Source organism: Streptomyces sp. NBC_00236 (assembly GCF_036195045.1).
In the GTDB taxonomy this organism is placed as follows: Bacteria; Actinomycetota; Actinomycetes; order Streptomycetales; family Streptomycetaceae; genus Streptomyces.
Genome location: NZ_CP108100.1, coordinates 6,091,847 through 6,115,245 on the forward strand (window position 1 = coordinate 6,091,847; position 23,399 = coordinate 6,115,245).

Consider the following 23,399-nt stretch of genomic DNA (forward strand, 5'->3'; position numbering starts at 1 on the left):
CGAACCCTCCCTCGCACCGCACCCCCAAACTAACGACCTGGTGCACGATAGCGAGCGGGCTCCCGACGCCCTGCGACTCCGCCTCCGGCGTTGTCGTCAGTCAACGACGCTCCGCGTCGCCTCCCTCCTCCGCCTTGGATTCGAAGCCGCATGACGCCGCTCTCTGATCCGCTCTCTATCGTGCACCAGGTCGCAACCTCTGCGCCCCACCCGGCTTCGCATAGCCTCCTGACCATGACTTCCACCACGCGATCCGCCCCTGCCCCCGACGTATGGCTGCCCTTCCGGGCCGACGAGATCGAGGGACTCCCCGAGGGCCTCAACTACCGTTTCTGGGACGGCGGACAGGACTTCCCCGCCGACCCCGCCCACTGTGCCTTCTACGTCGTCCCCTACATGAAGGGACCGACGGTCGCGGTCCGCCCGCTCGACGGCATGAGCGGCGTCCAGGTCGTACAGACGCTCTCCGCGGGCATCGACCACGTGGAGCCGGGCCTCGGGCTGCTGCCCGCGGGCGTACGGCTCTGCAACGCCAAGGGGGTCCACGAGGCGTCCACCGCCGAGCTGACCCTCGCGCTGATCCTGGCCTCGCTGCGCGGGTTCCCCGGATTCGTGCACGGCCAGGACAAGGAGGAGTGGCGGTCCGGCTTCTACCCCGCCCTCGCCGACAAGTCCGTGCTGATCGTCGGCTACGGATCGATCGGTTCCGCCATCGAGGACCGGCTCGCGCCCTTCGAGTGTGCGCGGGTGGCGCGCGTCGCACGCTCCGCACGGACAACCGCACGCGGCCCCGTACACACACTCGACGACCTGCCCGCACTGTTGCCCGAGGCCGATGTCGTCATCCTGTCCACCCCGCTGAACCCCTCCACGCAAGGGCTGGTCGGCGCGGACTTCCTCGCCGCGATGCCGGACGGGGCGCTGCTCGTGAACGTGGCCCGCGGCGGTGTCGTCGACACCAAGGCCCTGTTGTCCGAACTCGAGTCCGGCCGGCTGCGCGCGGCCCTCGATGTCACGGACCCGGAACCGCTCCCTTCCGGCCATCCCCTCTGGCATGCTCCGAACGTCCTCATCACTCCGCATGTGGGCGGCAGCACCTCGGCGTTCCTGCCGCGCGCCAAGCGCCTGCTGGCCGGACAGCTCAGCCGTTTCGCCGCGGGGGAGCCGGTGCACAACGTCGTGCGCACCACCGGCTGAACACGCTACGGGCACGTTCCGTACCCCTGTGTACCGACAACACCGCAGGTCGTCACGGAGAGTAGAGGAACTATGTCCCTGCGTGACGACTCTGGTGTATCGTCCCGAAAGGGGGGCTGCGCCGTGGAAGGGACGGCGCCGGGGAGGAAGCCACACGCGAGGGGGGCGAGGGCGATGTACGGCCGATGGGTGAGCGATCCCACACGACAGAGCGGCCGGCGGCTGCCGCACGTGCGTCCGGTGCGCCGGCGCCGCGGCCGTCCGGCGACATCGGGGGCACCCCGGTGACCGCGCCGGCGAGCGCCCGCGCGGCCTTCCTGGCCCGTCGGCCTGCCGTCGCCCGGGCGCCCGCGATCATCCCGCGGCTCCTCATCGGACTCGTCTGCGCCGGATACGCGGTGGGTGCGGCCGTGGGCTGGGGATCGGAGCGACTCGCCCTGTTCATGGGGGACTTCGGCCTGAGTGCGGCCGCCCTGATCGCCGCCGTCTCCTGCTTCCTGTTCGCGCGCTCGGCCGACAACAGGTTCCGGCCGGCCTGGCTGCTGTTCTCGCTCTCCTCCCTGATGGCCGCGGCGGGCAACGCGGTCTGGGGCTGGTACGAGTGCGTGCGCGAGGTCGAGGTGCCCAGCCCCTCCCTGGCCGACCTCTTCTTCCTGTGCTTCGCGCCGCCCGCCATCGTGGGGCTGCTCGTCCTCGCCAAACGCCCCGTCACCCGGGCCGGCTGGGTCTGTCTGGTTCTCGACTCCTGGCTGATCGGCGGATCGCTCCTCACGCTCTCCTGGAGCCTCGCCCTCGCCCACACCGCGCACGTGGCGGACGTGGAGGGCGCAAGCGTGGCACGCGCGGCTCTCTCACTGGCCTACCCGCTGCTCGACATCGTGCTGGTCTCGATGGTGCTCGCCCTGCACTTCCGGCGCTCCAGCGTCAACCGTGCCGCGGTGAACACGGCCATCGCCGCCCTGGCCCTCACCGTCCTGTGCGACGCGCTGTTCACCTCGCCCCTGCTGCGCCAGACCTACCAGTCCGGCCAGTTGCTCGACGCCGGCTGGTTCGCCGGTTCGCTGCTCCTCGCGTACGCCCCCTGGGGCGTCGCCCGCGGCGACGCCGACGACGACGCCGACCGGCCCGTGCCCCGTACCACCAGCCGCCCCATCTCCGGTTCGCTGGCCGCGCTCACGCCGTATCTGGCCGCAGCCGTCTGCACGCTGGGCATTCTCTACAACGTCATCGAGGGCCGCCGGGTGGACCGTGTCGTGGTCTTCACCGGGTGCACGGTGGTGCTCGCGCTGGTCGTGCGGCAGGGCATCATGCTCGTCGACAACATCGCCCTCACCCAGGAACTGGCCCAGAAGGAGAACCACTTCCGCTCCCTGGTGCAGGGCTCCAGCGACGTCATCATGATCGCCGCCCCGACCGGCATACTCCGCTACGTCAGCCCCGCCGCCGCCGGTGTCTACGGGCGCGAGGCGGACGACCTCGTCGGCGCCGAGCTCTCCTCGATCATCCATCCCGACGACCTCGGCCGGGTGGTCCACGAAGTGCGGAAGTTCCTCGCCGCCCCGCCGGGTGAGGAACCCACCACCCGCATCGAGTGCCGCTTCCGCTCCGGCAGCGGCGAATGGCTGAACGTCGAGTCCACCGTCAACCGTCACCAGGGCGGCCTGATCCTCAACAGCCGCGACGTGACCGAACGGGTCCGCCTGCAGGCCCAGTTACAGCACAACGCGGAGCACGACCCACTCACCGACCTGCCCAACCGCGCGCTCTTCACCGACCGGGTCAGCCGGGCCCTCAGCGGCCGGCGCGCGGGCGACGCGGGAACCGCCGTGCTCTTCATCGACCTGGACGGCTTCAAGGCGGCCAACGACCGGTTCGGCCACCAGGCGGGCGACGAGCTCCTGATCCAGGCCGCCCGCCGCCTCCAGGAATCCGTGCGCGCGGGGGACACCGCCGCCCGCCTCGGCGGGGACGAGTTCGCCGCCCTCATCGTCGGCGACGGCGGACGCGACCAGACGGCCCGTGAGTACCAGGTCCACGAGATCGCCGACCGGCTGCGCCTCACGCTCTCCCAGCCCTACCGCATCGGCGCCGGCGAGGTGCGGGTCACCGCGTCCATCGGCGTCGCCTTCGCCGAGCCCGGCATCACCCCCAACGACCTCATGCGCAACGCCGACCTGGCCATGTACCGAGCCAAGGCGGGCGGCAAGGACCGCGTCGAGCTGTACGCCCCGCAGATGCAGGCCGAGGTGGTGCGCCGTTCCGAGCTGGCGGCCCGGCTGCGCACCGCCCTGCGGGACGGCGAGTTCGCGCTGCTGCACCAGCCCGTGGTCCATCTGGCCAGCGGCACCGTCGCCGCCGTCGCCGCCCAGGCCCGCTGGCGCTCCGCCCAGGGCATCCTCTTCACGCCCGCCGAGTTCCTCCGTGTCGCCGAGGACAGCGACCGCACCGCGGAACTCGGCCGCTGGCTCCTCGAAGAGGCCGTCGAGCAGGCCGCCGACCGTTCCAGGGCCGGCCACCAGGTCTCCGTCGCCGTCCGGCTCTCCGCCCGCAGGCTGCTCGACAAGGGCACGCCGTTCGGCTCCGTCGAGGCGCTGCTGACGCGGTACGGGCTGCCGTCCGGGGCCCTGATGATCGAGGTCGCCGACAGTGACCCCCGGGTCCCCTTCGACGAACTGGAGCAGCGCCTGGTAGCCCTCCGGCGTCTCGGCGTACGCATCGCGCTCGACGGCTTCGGCAGCGGCTACGCCGCGATCAACGCCCTGCGCCGGCTCCCCATCGACGTACTGAAACTGGACCGCGGGCTGGTGGAGGGTGTCGTCGAGTCCGCCCGGCTGCACAAGATCACCAGCGGGCTGCTGCGGATCGCCTGCGACCTCGGCATGCAGTCCGTGGCCGACGGTGTCGACGTCCCCGAACAGGTCCTCGCCCTGCGCGCCATGGGCTGTACGCACGGCCAGGGAATGGCCTTCTCCGGGCCGCTGGACGAGTACCGGCTGCGCCGCGCCCTGGTCCGCGGCGAGTTCCCGGTGCCCGGCAGTCCGGCCGTTCAGCCGGTTCTCGCGGGCGGCTCCATCCCCCTCCTGTCCGGCTCACATGCTGAGACGCCCGTCCCACCCACTTGACACGTCGAGTGCGTCGGAGAGAGGGTCAATGCCATGCGCACCCGAATTCTCGTACTTGGAAAGCGCGTCGGCTGAAGCAGAGTTCCTCGATGACACTCTGCAGACCGCACCGACGCGCTCCCCTCGCTTGCCTCACGGCACGAGGGGTTTTTTGTTGCACCGGCACCACGCAAACCATCGCAAAACACTCGCAAAAACCCTCAGCTTCGAGAAGAGAATGCCGATGACCGAGCAGGCCACCGGGGCCCACCATCCCCAGCCGCGGGCCCGTAACGGCGGATCGTCGTCCGCCACCGTTGAGCACGTCACGGGCGCGCAGTCCCTCATCCGTTCTCTCGAGGAAGTCGGGGCCGACACCGTATTCGGCCTCCCTGGCGGTTGCATCCTCCCGGCGTACGACCCGCTGATGGACTCCACCCGGGTCCGCCACATCCTGGTCCGCCACGAGCAGGGCGCGGGTCACGCGGCCACCGGTTACGCGCAGGCCACCGGCAAGGTCGGCGTCTGCATGGTCACCTCGGGCCCGGGCGCCACCAACCTGGTCACCCCCATCGCCGACGCGGCCATGGACTCCGTGCCCATGGTCGCCATCACCGGCCAGGTGGCCTCCGGTGCCATCGGTACGGACGCCTTCCAGGAAGCCGACATCTGCGGCATCACGATGCCGATCACCAAGCACAACTTCCTGGTCACCCGCGCCGAGGACATCGCGCACACGATCGCGGAGGCCTTCCACATCGCCTCCACCGGCCGTCCGGGCCCGGTCCTGGTCGACATCGCCAAGGACGCCCTCCAGTCGAAGACCACCTTCAGCTGGCCGCCGGTCATGGACCTGCCGGGCTACCGCCCGGTGACCAAGCCGCACGCCAAGCAGATCCGTGAGGCCGCCAAGCTCATCGCGCAGGCCGCACGCCCGGTGCTGTACGTCGGCGGGGGCGTCATGAAGGCCGGCGCCACAGCCGAGCTGAAGGTCCTGGCCGAGCTCACCGGAGCGCCCGTCACCACCACACTGATGGCGCTCGGCTCCTTCCCCGACAGCCACCCGCTGCACGTGGGAATGCCCGGCATGCACGGTTCGGTCACCGCCGTCACCGCGCTGCAGAAGGCCGACCTGATCGTCGCCCTCGGCGCCCGGTTCGACGACCGGGTCACCGGCAAGCTGGACAGCTTCGCCCCGTACGCCAAGATCGTCCACGCGGACATCGACCCGGCGGAGATCGGCAAGAACCGTGCCGCCGACGTCCCGATCGTCGGTGACGCCCGCGAGGTCATCGCCGACCTGGTCCAGGCGGTCCAGGCCGAGCACACCGAGGGCAACACGGGCGACTACAGCGCCTGGTGGAAGGACCTCAACCGCTGGCGCGAGACCTACCCGGTCGGGTACGACCTGCCGGAGGACGGCAGCCTCTCGCCGCAGCAGGTCATCCAGCGCATCGGCGAACTCGCCCCGCCGGACACGATCTTCGCCGCGGGCGTCGGCCAGCACCAGATGTGGGCCTCGCACTTCATCCAGTACGAGCAGCCCGCCACCTGGCTGAACTCCGGCGGTGCGGGCACGATGGGCTACGCGGTCCCCGCCGCGATGGGCGCCAAGGCGGGCATGCCCGACCGCACGGTCTGGGCGATCGACGGCGACGGCTGCTTCCAGATGACCAACCAGGAACTCACCACCTGCGCGCTCAACAACATCCCGATCAAGGTCGCCATCATCAACAACGGCGCGCTCGGGATGGTCCGCCAGTGGCAGACCCTGTTCTACAACCAGCGGTACTCCAACACCGTGCTGCACTCCGGTGCCGACACGGACGGCAACGCGGCCAAGGGCACCCGGGTGCCCGACTTCGTGAAGCTGTCCGAGGCCATGGGCTGCTACGCGATCCGCTGCGAGGACCCGGCCGACCTGGACAAGGTCATCGCCGAGGCCAACGCGGTCAACGACCGGCCGGTCGTCATCGACTTCATCGTCCACGAGGACGCCATGGTGTGGCCGATGGTCGCCGCCGGCACCTCCAACGACGAGGTCATGGCAGCGCGCGGTGTCCGCCCCGACTTCGGCGACAACGAAGACGACTGAGAGACAGAGAGAGACCGACTCACATGTCCACCAAGCACACGCTCTCCGTCCTGGTCGAGAACAAGCCCGGTGTCCTCGCCCGGATCACCGCCCTGTTCTCCCGCCGCGGTTTCAACATCGACTCGCTCGCGGTCGGTACCACCGAGCATCCCGACATCTCCCGCATCACCATTGTGGTGAATGTCGAGGGCCTGCCCCTGGAGCAGGTGACCAAGCAGCTCAACAAGCTGGTCAACGTCCTGAAGATCGTCGAACTCGAGCCGGCCGCTGCGATCCAGCGTGAGCTCGTCCTGGTGAAGGTCCGCGCCGACAGCGAGACCCGCTCCCAGATCGTCGAGATCGTCCAGCTGTTCCGCGCCAAGACCGTGGACGTCTCCCCGGAGGCCGTCACCATCGAGGCGACCGGCGGCTCCGACAAGCTGGAGGCGATGCTCAAGATGCTGGAGCAGTACGGCATCAAGGAGCTCGTCCAGTCCGGCACCATCGCCATAGGGCGCGGCGCGCGCTCGATCACCGACCGGTCACTGCGCGCCCTCGACCGCACGGCATAAATCATTCCGGGTCACGCCGCGCCGCTCGCATGGCGAGACCCGAAAACGTAACTGACGCACCCCGCCGTACGGTGGGACGCAACACCTGCACACCAAGGAGAAGACCCAGTGGCCGAGATGTTCTACGACGACGATGCCGACCTGTCCATCATCCAGGGCCGCAAGGTCGCGGTTCTCGGCTACGGCAGCCAGGGCCACGCCCACGCGCTGTCGCTGCGCGACTCGGGTGTCGACGTCCGTGTCGGTCTGCACGAGGGCTCCAAGTCCAAGGCCAAGGCCGAGGAGCAGGGCCTGCGCGTGGTGACCCCGGCCGAGGCCGCCGCCGAGGCCGACGTCATCATGATCCTGGTTCCGGACCCGATCCAGGCCCAGGTCTACGAGGAGTCCGTCAAGGACAACCTCAAGGACGGCGACGCGCTGTTCTTCGGCCACGGTCTGAACATCCGCTTCGGCTTCATCAAGCCGCCGGCCGGCGTCGACGTCTGCATGGTCGCCCCCAAGGGCCCGGGCCACCTGGTCCGCCGTCAGTACGAGGAGGGCCGCGGCGTTCCGTGCATCGTGGCCGTCGAGCAGGACGCCTCGGGCAAGGGCCTGGAGCTCGCCCTGTCGTACGCCAAGGGCATCGGCGGCACCCGGGCCGGCGTCATCAAGACGACCTTCACGGAGGAGACCGAGACCGACCTGTTCGGTGAGCAGGCCGTTCTCTGCGGTGGCACCGCCGCTCTGGTCAAGGCCGGTTTCGAGACCCTGACCGAGGCCGGCTACCAGCCGGAGATCGCGTACTTCGAGTGCCTCCACGAGCTGAAGCTCATCGTGGACCTCATGTACGAGGGCGGCCTGGAGAAGATGCGCTGGTCGATCTCGGAGACCGCCGAGTGGGGCGACTACGTCACCGGCCCGCGGATCATCACGGCCGACACCAAGGCCGAGATGAAGAAGGTCCTCACCGAGATCCAGGACGGCACCTTCGCCAACGCCTGGATGGCCGAGTACCACAACGGTCTGCCCAAGTACAACGAGTACAAGAAGGCCGACAGCGACCACCTGCTGGAGACCACCGGCCGTGAGCTCCGCAAGCTCATGAGCTGGGTCAACGACGACGACGCGTAACACCGATGCCTGAGGGGCGGGTCCCGGACCCGCCCCTCAGGCGTTGTTCCTGCTTCACCGCTGGAAGAGGCGGCGTCGTACGTGTGTACAAGTCGTCCAGCCTCTTGTGGGTGATCCTTCCAACGGGGCGCAGAATGCGTCGTCGCGCATGACTACACTTCTCCACACATACACGCGTCAGGCCCACAGTGTCGTGCGTCTTCCACGCGGCAAGCCCCTCCACCGCCTGCGGCCGTCGGGACGGCCGTCCGCACTGGATCTGTGAGGACTCACGTGAGCTCGAAACCTGTCGTACTCATCGCTGAAGAGCTGTCGCCCGCCACGGTGGACGCCCTGGGACCGGACTTCGAGATCCGGCACTGCAACGGCGCGGACCGCGCCGAGCTCCTCCCCGCCATCGCCGATGTCGACGCCATCCTGGTGCGCTCCGCCACCAAGGTCGACGCCGAGGCCATCGCCGCCGCGAAGAAGCTGAGGGTCGTCGCCCGCGCGGGCGTCGGTCTGGACAACGTCGACGTCTCCTCGGCCACCAAGGCCGGCGTGATGGTCGTGAACGCACCGACCTCCAACATCGTCACCGCCGCCGAGCTCGCCTGCGGTCTGCTCGTCGCCACGGCGCGCAACATCCCCCAGGCCAACACCGCGCTCAAGAACGGCGAGTGGAAGCGCTCCAAGTACACCGGCGTCGAGCTGAGCGAGAAGACCCTCGGCGTCGTCGGCCTCGGCCGCATCGGTGTCCTGGTCGCCCAGCGCATGTCGGCCTTCGGCATGAAGATCGTCGCGTACGACCCCTACGTCCAGCCCGCGCGTGCCGCGCAGATGGGCGTCAAGCTCCTCTCGCTGGACGAGCTGCTGGAGGTCTCCGACTTCATCACCGTGCACCTCCCCAAGACCCCGGAGACGCTCGGCCTGATCGGTGACGAGGCGCTGCACAAGGTGAAGCCCTCGGTGCGCATCGTCAACGCCGCGCGCGGCGGCATCGTCGACGAGGAGGCGCTCGCCTCCGCACTCAAGGAGGGCCGCGTCGCGGGCGCCGGTCTCGACGTGTACACCAAGGAGCCCTGCACGGACTCCCCGCTGTTCCAGTTCGACCAGGTCGTCTGCACCCCGCACCTCGGCGCCTCCACGGACGAGGCCCAGGAGAAGGCCGGTATCGCGGTCGCCAAGTCGGTGCGCCTCGCGCTCGCCGGTGAGCTCGTGCCGGACGCGGTCAACGTCCAGGGTGGCGTCATCGCCGAGGACGTCCGTCCCGGCCTGCCGCTCGCCGAGAAGCTCGGCCGGATCTTCACCGCGCTCGCGGGCGAGGTCGCGGCCCGTCTCGACGTCGAGGTGTACGGCGAGATCACCCAGCACGACGTGAAGGTGCTCGAACTCTCCGCGCTCAAGGGCGTCTTCGAGGACGTCGTCGACGAGACCGTGTCGTACGTCAACGCCCCGCTGTTCGCGCAGGAGCGCGGTGTCGAGGTCCGTCTGACCACCAGCTCCGAGTCGCCCGACCACCGCAACGTGGTCACGGTCCGCGGCACGCTGGCCGACGGCCAGGAGGTCGCGGTGTCCGGCACGCTGGCCGGTCCCAAGCACCTCCAGAAGATCGTCGCGATCGGCGAGCACGACGTGGACCTGGCGCTGGCCGACCACATGGTCGTGCTGCGCTACCAGGACCGTCCCGGCGTCGTCGGCGCGGTCGGCAAGATCCTCGGCGAGGCCGGGCTGAACATCGCGGGCATGCAGGTCTCCCGGGCCGACGTGGGCGGCGAGGCGCTGGTCGTCCTCACCGTGGACGACGACGTCCCGGCGTCGGTGCTGACCGAGATCTCGGCCGAGATCGGCGCGGCCTCGGCCCGTTCGGTGAACCTGACCGACTGAGTCCGTCCCGCAGTCTCCGTACCCGGCATCTAGACGTGTGTCTTACACGCGCGTCTGTGTGCCGGGTACGCTGCTGTCATGGGACATCGTGAGGATCTGCTCGAAGGCGCGAAGCGCTGCCTGCTGGAGAAGGGGTATGCCCGGACGACGGCACGCGACATCGTGGCCGCCTCCGGTACGAACCTGGCGTCCATCGGCTATCACTACGGCTCCAAGGAGGCCCTGCTCAACCTCGCCTTCATCAAGGTGACGGAGGAGTGGGGCGACGTGCTGACGGATGAACCCGAGAGGGCCGTCGAAGACGATCCCCGGGCCCCGCTCGACCAGTTCCGCGAAACCTGGGAGCGGGTGATCGGCAGCTACGAGCAGACCCGGTCGGTCTGGCAGCTCCAGATGGAGGTCATCTCCAGGATCGACACCGACCCCGAACTGCAGAAGGCCCTGGCCGGTCCGCAGCGCGAGGGCCGGAACGGGCTCGCGGAGAACATGCTGGGCATCGACCCGGAGACCGAACCCGAGAAGGCGCGGGTGGCCGGCCTGTTCTGTCAGGCGCTGCTCGCCGGGGTCATGGTCCAGTGGATGATGGACCGCGACTCGGCGCCCTCGGCCCAGGACCTGACGGACGGCCTGAAGGCGGTCCTGGAGGGGCGGGCCGACGCCGCGGCTCCGGACGCCCCCCACTGAGCACTGCCCGCCCCGGGGACCGGCCGGCTCAGAGCCGGGCGGCCTTCAACGCCATGTGCAGCAGCAGCCGGTCCTCGCCGTCGTTCAGATCCAGGCCGGTGAGCTGCTGGACCCGGGAGAGGCGGTAGTACAGCGTCTGCCGGTGGATACCCAGTTCGGCCGCGGTCCGGGACGCCTGGCCCGCGCAGTCGAGGAACACCTCGGCAGTACGCGCGAGGTCCCGTTGCGCCGGGGTGAGCAGCGGGCGGACCGCATGGTCCGGCTGGGTGTCCGGGGCGAGCGCGGTCAGCACGCGGTACGGGCCGATGGCCGACCACTCGGCGACCGGGCCGAACCGCTTCTCCGCCGCGGCCGCCCGGGCCGCGGCCGATGCCTCGTGCCAGGCGTCCGCCAGTTCCGCCAGGCCGCGGCGGGGTACCGCGATCCCCGCGGTGGCACCGGGCCCCGCCGTGGTGCGCAGCCGGGCGGCGGCGGTGAGGGCCGGGTCCAGGACGTCGTGCGACCGCAGCCGGACCAGCGCGGCCAGGGCCGGGCCTCCCGTACCGCCCGGTGAAGGGGCACCGGACAGGGCCGCAGCCGACGGCACCGTCCCCACCGACGGCGGGTCGTCCGGCCACGGGGTCACGCACACCACGGTGTGCAGCCCCTCCGCGTCCGGCCCGAGCGCCTCGGCGAGCGCGGCCACCGCCATGTCACGCTGCCAGCCGCGCCCCGCCGTGAGGACCGCCCCGAACTCCCGGGACAGATCGGTGCCCGCCCGCGCCTCGTCGGAGAGCAGCGCACCGATCCGGGCCGCCACGTCCATCGCCGCGTCGAGCTGCCGATCGGTCGGCCCGGGGTCGGCGTCCAGCAGCCATACGTACCCGAGCACGACACCCCGATGGCGTACGGGAAGACAGATCCGGCCCCGGTAGACACCGGCCTCCGGGGCGGCAGGGATGCGGACGGGGCCGGTGGCGCGGGTGATGCCGAAGTTCTCGAACCAGGCACGGACCGCCGGGGTCGAGCGGCGGGTCAGGATCGAACGGGTACGGACCGGGTCCATCGCCGTGTCGTCGTCGCTGTCGTGGGCCCCGAAGGCGACCAGGCCGAAATCGCGGTTCTCCAGCGTCGCGGGGACGCCGAGCAGCGCGGAGATCTCGTCGACCAGCTCCTGGTAATCGCCCTTCACCCGGCCATTCTCGCACCCCTTCAGACATATGTCTGAGATCCAGGGCACGGATGCGTGACAGCTGTCGATGGCACAGGATCGGAGGGATCCTTAGATTTCACGGTGGTTCTCCGTGCTGTACCGCTTCTGTTCCCTTTCGGGCACTTACCGGCGGTTCGGCCTTCGTTCGTACTTTCCGTGGAGGTGCCCCGTGCTGGGTCCCGTGATTCTCGCCGCGTCACGCAGCGACAAGATGCGTCGTTTCATCTCGGCAGCGCCGGGCACGAAGCAGGTCGTCGACCGGTTCATCGCCGGTGAGACGGTCGAGCAGGTCGTCCCGATCATCGAGGACGCCGCCGACAAGGGCCTCGAAGTCACCCTCGACGTGGTCGGCGAGGACATCACCACCCCCGAGCAGGCCGCCGCCGCGCGCGACGCCTACCTGGAGCTCATCGGCCGCCTGGAGAAGCTCGGCCTGGGCACGAAGGCGGAGATGTCCGTCAAGCTCTCCATGTTCGGCCAGGCACTGGACGGAGGCCACGAGCTGGCCCTCGCCAACGTCCGGCCGGTCGTCGAGGCCGCCGCCGCGATCGGCACCACGGTCACCCTGGACGCAGAGGACCACACCACCCTCGACTCGATGTTCGCCATCCACGAGGAGCTGCGGAAGGACCACCCGCAGACCGGGTGCGTCATCCAGGCCTACCTCTTCCGCACCGAGGACGACGCCCGCCGCCTGGCCGCCGCAGGCAGTCGGGTGCGCATCGTCAAGGGCGCCTACAAGGAGCCCGCCTCGGTCGCGTACCAGGACAAGGCCGAGATCGACAAGGCGTACGTCCGCATCCTGAAGACCCTGATGGAGGGCGAGGGCTACCCGATGATCGGGTCCCACGACCCCCGCCTGATCGCCATCGCCCAGGAGCTGGGCCGCAAGGCAGGCCGCAAGCTCGACGAGTACGAGTTCCAGATGCTGTACGGCATCCGCAGCGACGAGCACATCCGGCTCGCGGCCGAGGGCCACCGCATGCGTGTCTACACCGCGTACGGCACCGACTGGTACGGCTACTTCATGCGCCGCCTCGCGGAGAAGCCGGCCAACCTGCTGTTCTTCGGCCGCTCCATCCTCACCAAGGGCTGAGCCCCTCCACCTCTCTACTCAAGGAGCCACGGAAACCATGGACGCTGTCACCCAGGTCCCCGCGCCGGTCAACGAGCCGGTCCACTCCTACGCCCCGGGCTCCCCGGAGCGCGCCCGCCTGGAGGCGAAGCTCAAGGAGCTCAGCCAGAACCCGATCGACCTGCCGATGACCATCGGCGGCGAGAAGCGGATGGGTGGCGGCGAGCGCTTCGACGTCGTCCAGCCCCACAACCACAAGGCCGTCATCGGCACCTTCGCCGGCGCCACCGAGCAGGACGCGCAGGACGCGATCGACGCCGCCCTCGCCGCCGCCCCCGCCTGGCGCGCGATGGCCTTCGACGACCGTGCCGCCATCATCCTGCGCGCCGCCGAGCTGCTCTCCGGCCCCTGGCGCGAGACGCTGGCCGCCTCCACGATGCTCGGCCAGGGCAAGACCGCCCAGCAGGCCGAGATCGACTGCCCCTGTGAGCTCGTCGACTTCTGGCGCTTCAACGTGCACTACGCGCGCCAGATCCTGGCCGAGCAGCCTCCGGCGAACTCCGCCGGCGTGTGGAACCGCATGGACCACCGCCCGCTGGAGGGCTTCGTCTACGCGATCACGCCGTTCAACTTCTCGGCCATCGCGGCCAACCTGCCCACCGCCCCCGCCCTCATGGGCAACGTGGTGGTCTGGAAGCCGTCCCCGACGCAGACCCACGCCGCCGTGCTGCTGATGCAGCTCCTGGAGGAGGCCGGTCTGCCCAAGGGCGTCATCAACCTGGTGACCGGCGACGGCATCGCCGTCTCCGAGGTGGCCCTGAACCACCGCGACCTGGCCGGTATCCACTTCACCGGCTCGACCCCCACCTTCCAGCACCTGTGGAAGACGGTCGGCAACAACATCGCCAACTACCGCACCTACCCGCGGCTCGTCGGCGAGACCGGCGGCAAGGACTTCGTCGTCGCCCACCCGTCGGCCGACCACGCGGTCCTGAAGACCGCGCTGACCCGCGGCTCCTTCGAGTACCAGGGCCAGAAGTGCTCGGCGTCCTCGCGCGCCTACGTCCCGGCCTCCATCTGGAACTCCGGTTTCAAGGAGAAGTTCGCGGCCGAGGTCGACTCCATCACCATGGGCGACGTCACCGACCTGTCGCACTTCATGGGTGCCGTCATCGACGACCGCTCGTTCGCGAAGAACAAGGCCGCCATCGACCGCGCCGCGGCCGACCCGGCGTGCACGATCATCGCGGGCGGCACGTACGACGACTCGGTGGGCTACTTCGTCCGCCCGACCGTCATCGAGTGCAGCGACCCCGAGAACGAGGTCTTCACGACCGAGTACTTCGGCCCCATCCTCGCCGTCCACGTCTACGAGGACGACAAGTTCGACGAGATGCTGGAGCAGATGGAGTCGGTCTCCGACTACGCCCTGACCGGTTCCGTCATCGCCAACGACCGTGCCGCGGCCGCGTACACGATGGAGAAGCTGCGGTACGCCGCGGGCAACTTCTACATCAACGACAAGTCGACCGGCGCCGTCGTCGGCCAGCAGCCCTTCGGCGGCGGCCGTGCCTCGGGTACGAACGACAAGGCGGGCGCCCCGCAGAACCTCCAGCGCTGGACCCTGACCCGGGCCATCAAGGAGACGCTGGTCCCGCCGACCGAGTACACCTACCCCCACCAGGGCTGAGAGGTGGCGGGTGGGCCTCGGACACCCGCCACCCTCCTTCCTGCGGGGCGCCGCCCTCCCGGCGCCCCGCCACGTACTCCGCCTCCCGCCCGGTTCCCCTGCCGGTCGGGAGGCGGTTTCCATTTCCCCTGCCGCCGGTTCAGCCCCACCCGTGCACGATCAGCGACAGCCCCGCCGCGAACCCGCCGCCCAGCAGCGCCAGGTAACGGCCGTACTGGCGGCGGTGGCGGCGCATGAGGAGGCCGAAGCCCGCGAAGGCGAGGCCCACCGTCAGGGTGCGTGAGCCGCGGGCCGCCGCCGACGCGGTGAGCCAGTCGAGCGCGGGGACGTCGGCGCGGCCCGCTTCGGCGCCGTACACCTTGAACGGGATGCCGTTCCACGGCTGGTGGCGCACCGCGGACGCGCCCTCCAGGGCCAGTTCGTGCCGGACCTCCGCCCGCATCCGGTCCGTCGTCAGCGGCGCGGGCAGGTGAACGCCCGCCGACGCCAGGTGCAGTGCCAGCAGGCCGCCCGCCAGGCTGCCGGCCAGTGCGCCCAGGGACATCCTGAGGGCGGCGCGCGGCACCGCCACACACACCGCGCCCAGCAGCAGCTCCGGCATCAGCGGCCAGCTCAGCGCCTCCGCGAACGCCCAGCAGAACGCCAGCGGCACACCCCAGCGCGAGGTGACGACCGCCGCCACCCGGCGCCGCGTCGCGGAGTCCCTGAGCGGCTCGGCGACCGTACGCGCGTGCAGCGCCACCACCGCGTCGCGCGCCTCCTCCGGGGACACGGCGGACGGCAGCGGTTCACCGATCGTCACCCGGACCAGCGCCGAACGCAGCCGCCCGTGCTTCGGCAGCAGCCGGTCCGTGCCCGCGATCCCCACCGGCACCACCGGCACCCCCGCCTCCTCGGCCAGGACCAGCGCGCCCCGGTGGAAGGACCCCAGCGTGCCGTCCTCCGCCCGGGTGCCCTCGGGGAACAGCACGACCGCGCGGCCCGCCCGCAGTTCACCGGCCATCGTGAGCAGGTCCTCCATACCGCCGCCGCCCCGCCGCACGGGGAAGCCGGACGCCAGCCTGCGGCAGATCCGCCGGCGCCAGGGGGAGGCGAACCAGTAGTCGGCCGCTGCCCCGATCGCCGGGCTGTGCCGGGCGTCGAGCGCCGCGAGGAGGGCCGCGGTGTCCGCGTGCGAGGAGTGGTTGGCGACCACCACACAGCCGCCGCGCGGCAGCCGGCCACGCCGTTCGACCCCGCCGGTGAGGCTGAGCACGCCCCACCACAGTCCGCGCCGGAGCACGGCGCCGAGACGGGAGCGGCGCGGGAGCACGGCTCGGGCAGGGATGTTCAGGAGCGTACTCATCGCGTCATCACCGTCGCCAGGAGAAGGGCCACCAGCAGGGAGTCGATCCGGTCGAGCAGGCCGCCGAAGCCGGGCAGCCAGCTGCCCGCGTCCTTGACCCCCGACTCGCGCTTGACCATGGACTCGATCAGATCGCCGAGCACACAGCCGCCGATCACCGCCGCCCACAGCGGGAGGCTGAACTCGCCGAGCGCGAGCAGGAGTCCGGCCGTCGCGACGGCCGCGCCGAGCACGCCCGCCCAGGTCTTGTTGGGGGAGAGCGGTGACAGCGGCCGGGCGAGCGGGCCGCGCCGGCCCAGCGCCGTGCCGCCGCACCAGGCGCCGACATCGCCCAGCGCCACCGCGAGGCCCACCGCCACAGCCGTCTCGCCGAGCGTCACCAGACCGGTCAGCGCGACGGGGATCCACAGCAGCCCGAACGCGGTCCTGGCGGTGCGGGTGAAGCCCGAGCGGTCGTCCCCGGCCAGCACGGACGGCAGCGCGGACGCGACCAGCAGCAGCGCCGCCATCCGCAGGTCCAGAAGGTCCGGAGCCAGCCAGGCCACCGCCGGGAGGACGACTGCGGCGGCCGCCAGCACCACATGGTCGCCGCGCTTCAGCCCCGCCATCCGGACGAACTCGCTCGCCGCGATCACCCCGAGCCCCGCTGCGAGCGCGTACGTACCGCCGCCGCCCAGGAAGTACGCCCCCAGGAACACCGGCGCGACCAGCGCCCAGGTCCGCCACCGCCTGCGCAGTTCGGCTCGCATCCGTACCTTCGAAGGAAGGACCGCGACCGCGACCCCGCCCGCCCCCAGCACACCCGCGACCAGTGGAACCGCCCGCACGGCGGCCTCCTCGGCGATCAGTACGGCGCTCATGCCAGTTCCCTCCACAGCCCGGCCAGCCGGAGCGCCGCCGTGAGCAGCGAGCCGACGGCGATCACGATCAGTACCGGTACGTTCCAGCCGCTCGCCGCGGCGACCACGACCAGCAGACAGCGCTCGGTCTTGCCGACCGGTCCGCCGTTGCGCCGGGGCGCCCCGGCCGCGGCCCCGGCCAGTGACACCCAGGAGGGCAGCGTCGCCGCGAGCGCGGTGACGGCCACCAGCCACAGCGGGGCGAGCGCCAGGAAGCCCGCCAGGACGACCAGGTCCGCGACGCGGTCGCCGAGCTCGTTGAGCACCGCGCCGCGCCGCGTCGTGCGGCCCGTGTCGCGGGCCAGTGCGCCGTCCAGGTTGGCGAAGGCGAGCCGGGCCGCGAGCAGTACGGCGACCGGAAGCGCGGCGATTCCGGTGGGCAGCCAGGCGAGTGCGGCTGCGCCGCCGGCCGCGGCGACGACGCCGGCGGCGGTGAGGGTGTCGGGCGACACCTCACGGCGGACCAACGAGGCGCGGAGACCGGAGAGCCGGTCCGCGTACCAGGGCTTGAGAGCGTAGAGGCCGTTCATGGGGCCAACTCTTGTCCGCCGCACAGTCTTTCGACACGGCCCGGGTACTCAAATGGCGGCTGAGTACCTGGTGGAGGAGGTGCCTGGGAGGCTGGGGAGCATGACCGATCCGACCCTGCACACCGCGCACACCTGCCGGCTGGCCCCGGCCGCCCTCGACGAGATCCACGCCTTCCTGGACACCGCGTTCGCGGGCACGTTCAGCGAGGACGACTGGGACCACACACTCGGCGGCATCCACGTCCGCGTACGCGATGCGAGCGGGCTGCTCGCGCACGGCAGCGTCGTGCAGCGGCGGGTGGTCCACGCGGGCCGCTCCCGCCGGGTCGGTTACGTGGAGGGCGTCGCCGTCCGTGCCGACCGGCGGCGGGAGGGGCTCGGCGGGCAGGTCATGGCGGCACTGGAGGAGGTCGTCGACGGGGCCTACGCCTTCGGGGCGCTGTCCGCGTCGGCCGCCGGAGCCGCCCTGTACGCCGGACGCGGCTGGACGGTGTGGCCGGGGCGGATCGCGGTGCAGGGGCCGCACGGGGTGGAGCGGCTGGCGGAGGAGGAGGGCAGCACGTACGTCCGGGGGGTCGCTGGCGCCGCGGTTCCGTCGAGCGGGGCGCCCGCCGCTGAGGTACTGGTCTTCGACTGGCGGGACGGGGACGTGTTGTGAGGTTCCGCGTCCTCAGCCGTCGGACCGGTTCTCCGCGCCGGTGCGGATCAGCATCTTGCCGGTGTTCTCGCCCCGCAGCATTCCCAGGAAGCCGTCGACGGTCCGCTCGAAGCCGTCGACGACCGTGACGTCGGGGGTGATCAGACCGCTCTGCAGATGCGGGACGAGCAGGTCCTCCAACTCGCCCTGTGCGTCCGTGTGGTTGCGGACCAGGACACCTTCGAGTCGCAGACTCTTCTCCACCACGTCGAAGAGGTTGCGCGGGGCCGCGGGCGGCCGGCCCGCGGAGTGGTACTGGGCGATGGCGCCGACCCAGGCGATCCGGCCGTGGTCGCGGAGCGCCGAGATCGCGGCTTCCAGGTGGTCCCCGCCCACGTTGTCGACGGCCACGTCGATGCCGTCCGGGGCGGCCTTCGCCAGGAGTTCACCGACGGGCCCGTCGTGGTAGTCGAAGGCCGCGTCGAAACCGAGTGCACCGGTCAGCCGGGCGACCTTCGCGGCCGAGCCCGCGCTGCCGACGATCCGTCCGGCGCCGAGGAGCCGGGCGATCCGGCCCACCGCCGTGCCGACGCCGCCCGCGGCGGCGGAGACGAACAGGTCCTCGCCCGCCCTCAACTCCAGCGTGCGGGTGAGCGACACATAGGCCGTCAGGCCCGTGCCGCCGAGGATCGAGAGATGGGCGGTCAGCGGCACCCCGTCGTACGAGGGGAGCTTGCGGGTGCCGTGGACGCCGGCCGTGACCAGGGCGTGGGTGCGCCAGCCGTACCGGTGGAAGACCAGGTCGCCCTCGGCGAGAGCGGGGTCGCGGGAGTCGATGACCCGGCCGATCGCGCGGCCCTCCAGCGGGGTGTTCAGCTCCCAGCCGCCGTCCATCTCCTCGCGGTGGTACGGGTCCACGGAGAGGTAGAGGTTCTCCACCAGGGCCTCGCCCGGGCCGGGGGCAGGGGCCGGGGCCTCGGCCAGGGAGAAGAGGCCGGGTGTGGGGAATCCCGTGGGGCGGGCGGTCAGCTGGAAGGAGCGGGCCGTGCGTGTCGTCGTCATGGCAGTGACGGTAGGAAGGAATCGAACCGCCCGGCAGAGGGTTGCGTCGATGGAAAGACCGTTTCCATGAACGCCGTTCATGGAAACGGGAACGGGGAACGAGGGGGGATCCACACCATGACCGATCTGAGCCCGCACGAGCTGCGGATCATCGTCGCGGTCGAGAGCGCGGGCAGTTTCTCCGGTGCCGCGGCCGCGCTGGACATGACCCAGTCGGCCGTCTCCCACGCGATCCGGACCAGTGAGGGAAGGATCGGGGCGGTCCTCTTCGACCGCGGCCGGAAGGGCGCCCGGCCCACCGCCGCGGGTGCGAGCACCGTCGCACACGCCCGGCGCGTGCTGCGGCTGCTGGAGGTCATGGGCTCCGAGGCGCGAGCGGCGGCGGCCGTAGCCGGGGGAGAGGGCGTGCCGGCCGGGCCGCTGCGGATCGCGGCCTTCCGCAGCGCCGCCCTCCATCTGCTGCCGCCCGCCCTGGAACGGCTCAGGGCCCGCCACCCGGGGATCGAGCCAAGGGTGCGGGTGGTCCGGGAAGTGGGACGGGGGACCGCCGGCGAGGTTCTGGACGGCCGTGCGGACCTGGGGATCGCGACGATCGGCGCCAGTTCCCCCGTACCGAGGGAACTGGTCGGGGGAGTGCTGCGGGAGGAGGCGTACGCCCTGGTGCACCCGGCCGGTCATCCGGCGCCGCGGACGCTCCCGCTGCTCGACTGGGCGGAGAGCTGCACCTCGTACACCCGTGAGTGGTGGGCGGCCCAGGACTGGATTCCCCCGGCGACGATGGAGGCGGAGGACGACGGAGCGGTGCTCTCGATGGTGGCCCGTGGTCTCGGGATGGCGATCATGCCCGAACTGTCCCTGGAAGGAGCACCGGACACGGTCGCGATCACCGCGCTCGGTCCGGAGCGGCCGACGCGTTCAGTGGGCTACGTCACCACCCCTGAGCTGGGACGATCGCTCGTTGTCCGGGCACTCATCAGGGAGCTGAGAGTGAGCGGGGGGTGAGCCGGCGTAAACCTCCGTCTCAGATAGTAGGAAGTCCGAGTAATTGTGGAGACAGACCGGCAGGGCTGCCTTAGCTTTGTAGAAGCCGAACGTCTCGCTAGATCAAGCGACTGGCGGTCGTGAGCGCGCGCCCCGAAGCAGGCAACCCCTGCGGCGCCTGCTCCCCGCCCCTTCCGGCACCTCGAAATCCCTGATCTCGACATCACGTTCACGATTTTTCGATCTCGAAATCCTCGCGATCTCAAGGAGTCGATCCACCATGGCCGAGACCACTGTCCGCCGCCGCGTCCGTCACACCCACCGCCCGACCGAGTCGGAGCGGCAGAATGCCGCCGCCGCCCTGCAGCGGGCGCTGGACCGCAGGGACAACGGCGGCTCCACCGGTCACTGAACCGGGGCCGTTCGCCGGCGGGCGGCGCTCATCCGCGACCGATCCCGGAGGCGTCGACCGTCATCCGCGACCGGCCTCGGAGGCGCTGACCGTCATCCGCGACCGATCCCGGAGGCGTCGACCGTCATCCGCGACCGGCCTCGGAGACGCTGACCGTCATCCGCGACCGGCCTCGAACGTGCCTGCCTCTCAGCCGAGACCGGCCCTCGAACGTGCAGGCCTGTCAACCGCGGCTGATCTCGAAGTGGTCGATGCGCTCGCCCGACTCGGCGAGCGCGGTGACCTTCATCCGTGCGTCGCGTCCGGCCTCCACCTCCACCGCGAGGAACGAGAAGCCGGTGTAGCGCACCCGCGACCACTCCACGGTCTCGACGGCCTTCCCGCCGCCCTTGACCACGTGGTACGTGTCCACGCTGTCCCGGTCCGCGACATGGCCCTCATAGCTGTCCGGCACGGGGAAGTCGTACAGCGCCTTGCCCGCACCACCCGCGGTGACGTACACGATGCCGTCCCGCGTCGGGTCGGTGCGCTCGCCGATCGGCACCTTGCGCCGGACCTCGTTCCGCATGATCGCGTCGGTGCGCTCGTAGACGTGGTTGTGCCCGTTGATGACCAGGTCCACCTGGTGCTTCTCGAAGAGCGGCACCCAGGCGTCCCGCACCCCGCCGTCCGAGGCGTGCGCGTTCGTCGTGGAGAAGGCGCAGTGGTGGAAGAAGACCACCAGGAAGTCGATGTCGTGGCGGGCCCGCAGTTCGCCCAGGCGCCGGTCCAGCCAGCGGGTCTGCTTGCCGTCGCTGATGCCGAAGTTGGCGGGGATCTCGTACGAGACGTCGTTGGCGTCGAGCGCGATCACGCCCACGTTGCCGTGCACGAAGGAGTACGCGCCGGGCTGGTTCACCGGGTCCGGGCCGTTGTCCGGCAGGGTCCAGCGGGCGTTCTGGCCGCCGTAGCCGTCCGGTGAGTACCAGGCCTCCATGTCGTGGTTGCCGGTCGTCACCATCCACGGCACCGTCTTGGAGACCGTCTCGGTCTGCGCCAGGAACTGGTCCCAGGTGCGCGCGTCGTACGTGTCGCTCGTCCGGCCGGAGCCGGACGGGTCGGCGTAGCAGATGTCGCCCGCGTGCAGGTGGAAGGCCGGGTTCTGGCCCAGGATCAGCTGGTCGTTGCCGAGCGCGTGGTAGCTGACGCCCTGGTCGCCGAAGGCGGTGAAGGTGAACTTCGCGGCGCGCGAGGGAGCGGTGGTGAAGGTGCCGAGCGTGCCCAGGTTGCGGGGGTCGGCAGGGTCGAAGCCGTCGTGGCCGACGCCGTAGTAGTAGGTCGTGCCGGGCTTCAGCCGCTCCAGGGCCGCGTGTACGTAGAACTGCTCGGCGGCCGCGATCTTGCCGTCGTTCAGCAGCGGCGTCGTCAGGTGGCGCACCTCGGCGTCGATCTTCCGGCTCAGCGCCCACGGCTTGAGGCCGATCCGGATGTACGGGCGGCGCACGGCGAACGGGACCTGCCAGGAGACCGTCATCCGCGTCTTCGGGTCGGCGCCGTAGGCCAGGTGCCGGCCGAACGGTGCGACCAGCGAACCGTCCACCCGGGTGGAGCTGTGCGAGGTGATCACCGACGGTGCCGCGTAGGCGGGGGACGAGGCGAGCGAGGCGCCGAGGCCCGTACCGGCCACGGCCGCGGTCGCCACACCCGTACGCAGCACACCGCGTCGCGTCAGCCGGGTGCGGAGGTAGTCGTGCTGCTCGGCCATGCTCATGCGGTCGGCGAGCTTGTCGGGGATACCGAAGCGGGGGAGGTCCATGGGCGCCAACCTCCACCCGCTCCCTGACGGCATTCCGTCGAGTAGGTGAACGGTACACGTACAGCTGCCCATGTGTCCGTATGGTGGACGTGACATGTCATGGGGTGGGACGCGCAGTATCGTGCCGGACATGGCACCCAGCATCAATCTCGCAGTGATCCCCGGTGACGGCATCGGCCAGGAGGTCGTGGCCCAGGGACTCAAGGTCCTCAACGCTGTCCTCCCGCAGGATGTGAAGCTGGAGACCAAGCAGTACGACCTCGGCGCCCAGCGCTGGCACCGCACCGGTGAAACCCTCCCGGACGCGGAGCTGGAGGCCCTCAAGGGCCACGACGCCATCCTGCTCGGTGCGATCGGTGACCCGTCCGTGCCCTCCGGCGTTCTGGAGCGCGGGCTGCTGCTGAAGCTGCGCTTCGCCTTCGACCACTACATCAACCTGCGGCCGTCGAAGCTGTTCCCGAACACCGACACCCCGCTGGCCGGCCGTCCGGACATCGACTTCGTCGTCGTCCGCGAGGGCACCGAGGGCCCGTACACCGGCAACGGCGGTTCGCTGCGCACCGGTACGGAGCACGAGGTCGCCACCGAGGTCAGCCTCAACACCGCCTTCGGTGTCGAGCGCGTCGTCCGTGACGCCTTCGAGCGTGCCGCCGCCCGGCCGCGCAAGAAGCTGACGCTGGTCCACAAGAACAACGTCCTCGTCTACGCGGGCCACCTGTGGAAGAACACCTTCGACAAGGTCGCGGCCGAGTACCCCCAGGTCACCACCGACTACCTGCACGTCGACGCCGCGACGATCTTCTTCGTCACCCAGCCGGAGCGCTTCGACGTCATCGTCACCGACAACCTCTTCGGTGACATCCTCACCGACCTCGCCGCGGCCGTCTCCGGCGGCATCGGCCTGGCCGCCTCCGGCAACATCAACCCGACGGGCGCCTTCCCGTCGATGTTCGAGCCGGTCCACGGCTCTGCCCCCGACATCGCGGGCCAGGGCAAGGCCGACCCGACCGCCACGATCCTCTCCGTCGCCCTCCTGCTGCGCCACCTCGGCTACGAGGCCCAGGCCGTGCGCATCGAGGAAGCCGTCTCCGCCGACCTCGCGGAGCGCGACGGGAATGCCCGTACGACCGACGAGATCGGCGACGCGCTCGCGGTACGCGTAGCGGGCTGATCCGAC

The 23,399-nt window shown here is 70.7% G+C and carries 19 protein-coding genes; 13 read left to right on the forward strand and 6 right to left on the reverse strand.

All coding sequences use genetic code 11. The annotated features are described in order from the left end of the window. Window positions 1-234: 234 nt before the first annotated feature. The 7 genes from OG446_RS27370 (at window position 235) to OG446_RS27400 (ending at window position 10,604) form a co-directional block, all read left to right on the forward strand. Window positions 235-1,197 (forward strand): 2-hydroxyacid dehydrogenase, encoded by a 963-nt coding sequence (locus tag OG446_RS27370; RefSeq protein ID WP_328896513.1) that lies wholly within the window; start codon window positions 235-237, stop codon window positions 1,195-1,197. Between the two features lie 284 nt (window positions 1,198-1,481). After that, a complete protein-coding gene (locus tag OG446_RS27375; RefSeq protein WP_443050237.1) occupies window positions 1,482-4,319 on the forward strand; it encodes a putative bifunctional diguanylate cyclase/phosphodiesterase in 2,838 nt (945 codons plus the stop codon). Window positions 4,320-4,536: 217 nt separating this feature from the next. Further along, window positions 4,537-6,393, forward strand: coding sequence for an acetolactate synthase large subunit (locus OG446_RS27380; RefSeq protein ID WP_328896514.1), 1,857 nt, complete (start codon window positions 4,537-4,539; stop codon window positions 6,391-6,393). Between the two features lie 23 nt (window positions 6,394-6,416). After that, a complete protein-coding gene (gene ilvN, locus OG446_RS27385; RefSeq protein ID WP_328896515.1) occupies window positions 6,417-6,944 on the forward strand; it encodes an acetolactate synthase small subunit in 528 nt (175 codons plus the stop codon). Window positions 6,945-7,052: 108 nt separating this feature from the next. After that, window positions 7,053-8,054: a ketol-acid reductoisomerase gene (gene ilvC / locus OG446_RS27390; RefSeq protein ID WP_328896516.1), complete on the forward strand. Its 1,002-nt coding sequence runs from the start codon at window positions 7,053-7,055 to the stop codon at window positions 8,052-8,054. Window positions 8,055-8,327: 273 nt separating this feature from the next. Then, entirely contained in the window at window positions 8,328-9,920 is a 1,593-nt protein-coding gene (gene serA, locus OG446_RS27395; protein WP_328896517.1) for a phosphoglycerate dehydrogenase, read from the forward strand. Between the two features lie 78 nt (window positions 9,921-9,998). Continuing rightward, entirely contained in the window at window positions 9,999-10,604 is a 606-nt protein-coding gene (locus OG446_RS27400; protein WP_328896518.1) for a TetR/AcrR family transcriptional regulator, read from the forward strand. A 28-nt stretch (window positions 10,605-10,632) separates the two neighbouring features. Here OG446_RS27400 and OG446_RS27405 read toward each other — a convergent pair whose 3' ends face one another. After that, a complete protein-coding gene (locus OG446_RS27405) occupies window positions 10,633-11,775 on the reverse strand; it encodes a PucR family transcriptional regulator (RefSeq protein WP_328896519.1) in 1,143 nt (380 codons plus the stop codon). 190 nt (window positions 11,776-11,965) lie between these two features. On the opposite strand from OG446_RS27405, the gene OG446_RS27410 reads away from it, so the two are divergent. Continuing rightward, on the forward strand, window positions 11,966-12,892 hold the full coding sequence (locus OG446_RS27410; protein ID WP_328896520.1) for a proline dehydrogenase family protein: 927 nt from the start codon (window positions 11,966-11,968) through the stop codon (window positions 12,890-12,892). Between the two features lie 37 nt (window positions 12,893-12,929). Continuing rightward, complete coding sequence (pruA, locus tag OG446_RS27415) at window positions 12,930-14,561, forward strand: L-glutamate gamma-semialdehyde dehydrogenase (protein ID WP_328896521.1); 1,632 nt, start codon at window positions 12,930-12,932, stop codon at window positions 14,559-14,561. A 139-nt stretch (window positions 14,562-14,700) separates the two neighbouring features. Here pruA and OG446_RS27420 read toward each other — a convergent pair whose 3' ends face one another. Genes OG446_RS27420 through OG446_RS27430 form a run of 3 tightly spaced genes read right to left on the reverse strand, consistent with a single transcriptional unit; the run spans window position 14,701 to window position 17,335 of the window. Next, a complete protein-coding gene (locus tag OG446_RS27420; protein WP_328896522.1) occupies window positions 14,701-15,906 on the reverse strand; it encodes a lysophospholipid acyltransferase family protein in 1,206 nt (401 codons plus the stop codon). Beyond that, window positions 15,903-16,766 (reverse strand): phosphatidate cytidylyltransferase, encoded by an 864-nt coding sequence (locus OG446_RS27425; RefSeq protein ID WP_328896523.1) that lies wholly within the window; start codon window positions 16,764-16,766, stop codon window positions 15,903-15,905. Before OG446_RS27425 ends, OG446_RS27420 begins: the two co-directional genes overlap by 4 nt. Then, on the reverse strand, window positions 16,763-17,335 hold the full coding sequence (locus OG446_RS27430; RefSeq protein WP_328896524.1) for a CDP-alcohol phosphatidyltransferase family protein: 573 nt from the start codon (window positions 17,333-17,335) through the stop codon (window positions 16,763-16,765). The genes OG446_RS27425 and OG446_RS27430 overlap by 4 nt, the downstream gene beginning before the upstream one ends. A 100-nt stretch (window positions 17,336-17,435) precedes the next feature. Between OG446_RS27430 and OG446_RS27435 the strand changes: the two genes are divergently transcribed. Continuing rightward, window positions 17,436-17,993: a GNAT family N-acetyltransferase gene (locus OG446_RS27435; protein WP_328896525.1), complete on the forward strand. Its 558-nt coding sequence runs from the start codon at window positions 17,436-17,438 to the stop codon at window positions 17,991-17,993. Between the two features lie 12 nt (window positions 17,994-18,005). Here OG446_RS27435 and OG446_RS27440 read toward each other — a convergent pair whose 3' ends face one another. Beyond that, window positions 18,006-19,034, reverse strand: a complete 1,029-nt coding sequence (locus tag OG446_RS27440) for an NADP-dependent oxidoreductase (protein ID WP_328896526.1) — start codon at window positions 19,032-19,034, stop codon at window positions 18,006-18,008. A gap of 117 nt (window positions 19,035-19,151) precedes the next feature. Here OG446_RS27440 and OG446_RS27445 point away from each other — a divergent pair, with 117 nt between their 5' ends. Both OG446_RS27445 and OG446_RS27450 read left to right on the forward strand, forming a co-directional pair. Further along, window positions 19,152-20,036, forward strand: a complete 885-nt coding sequence (locus tag OG446_RS27445; RefSeq protein ID WP_328896527.1) for a LysR family transcriptional regulator — start codon at window positions 19,152-19,154, stop codon at window positions 20,034-20,036. 259 nt (window positions 20,037-20,295) lie between these two features. Further along, window positions 20,296-20,427 carry a hypothetical protein gene (locus OG446_RS27450; protein ID WP_261991728.1) on the forward strand — a complete coding sequence of 44 codons (132 nt, stop codon included), beginning with the start codon at window positions 20,296-20,298 and terminating at the stop codon, window positions 20,425-20,427. 223 nt (window positions 20,428-20,650) lie between these two features. Here OG446_RS27450 and OG446_RS27455 read toward each other — a convergent pair whose 3' ends face one another. Further along, the gene (locus OG446_RS27455; protein ID WP_328896528.1) at window positions 20,651-22,222 is read right to left on the reverse strand and encodes a purple acid phosphatase family protein; all 1,572 of its coding nucleotides are present in this window, start codon (window positions 22,220-22,222) and stop codon (window positions 20,651-20,653) included. A 130-nt stretch (window positions 22,223-22,352) separates the two neighbouring features. Between OG446_RS27455 and OG446_RS27460 the strand changes: the two genes are divergently transcribed. Further along, window positions 22,353-23,393 (forward strand): 3-isopropylmalate dehydrogenase, encoded by a 1,041-nt coding sequence (locus OG446_RS27460; RefSeq protein WP_328896529.1) that lies wholly within the window; start codon window positions 22,353-22,355, stop codon window positions 23,391-23,393. Window positions 23,394-23,399 lie beyond the last annotated feature (6 nt).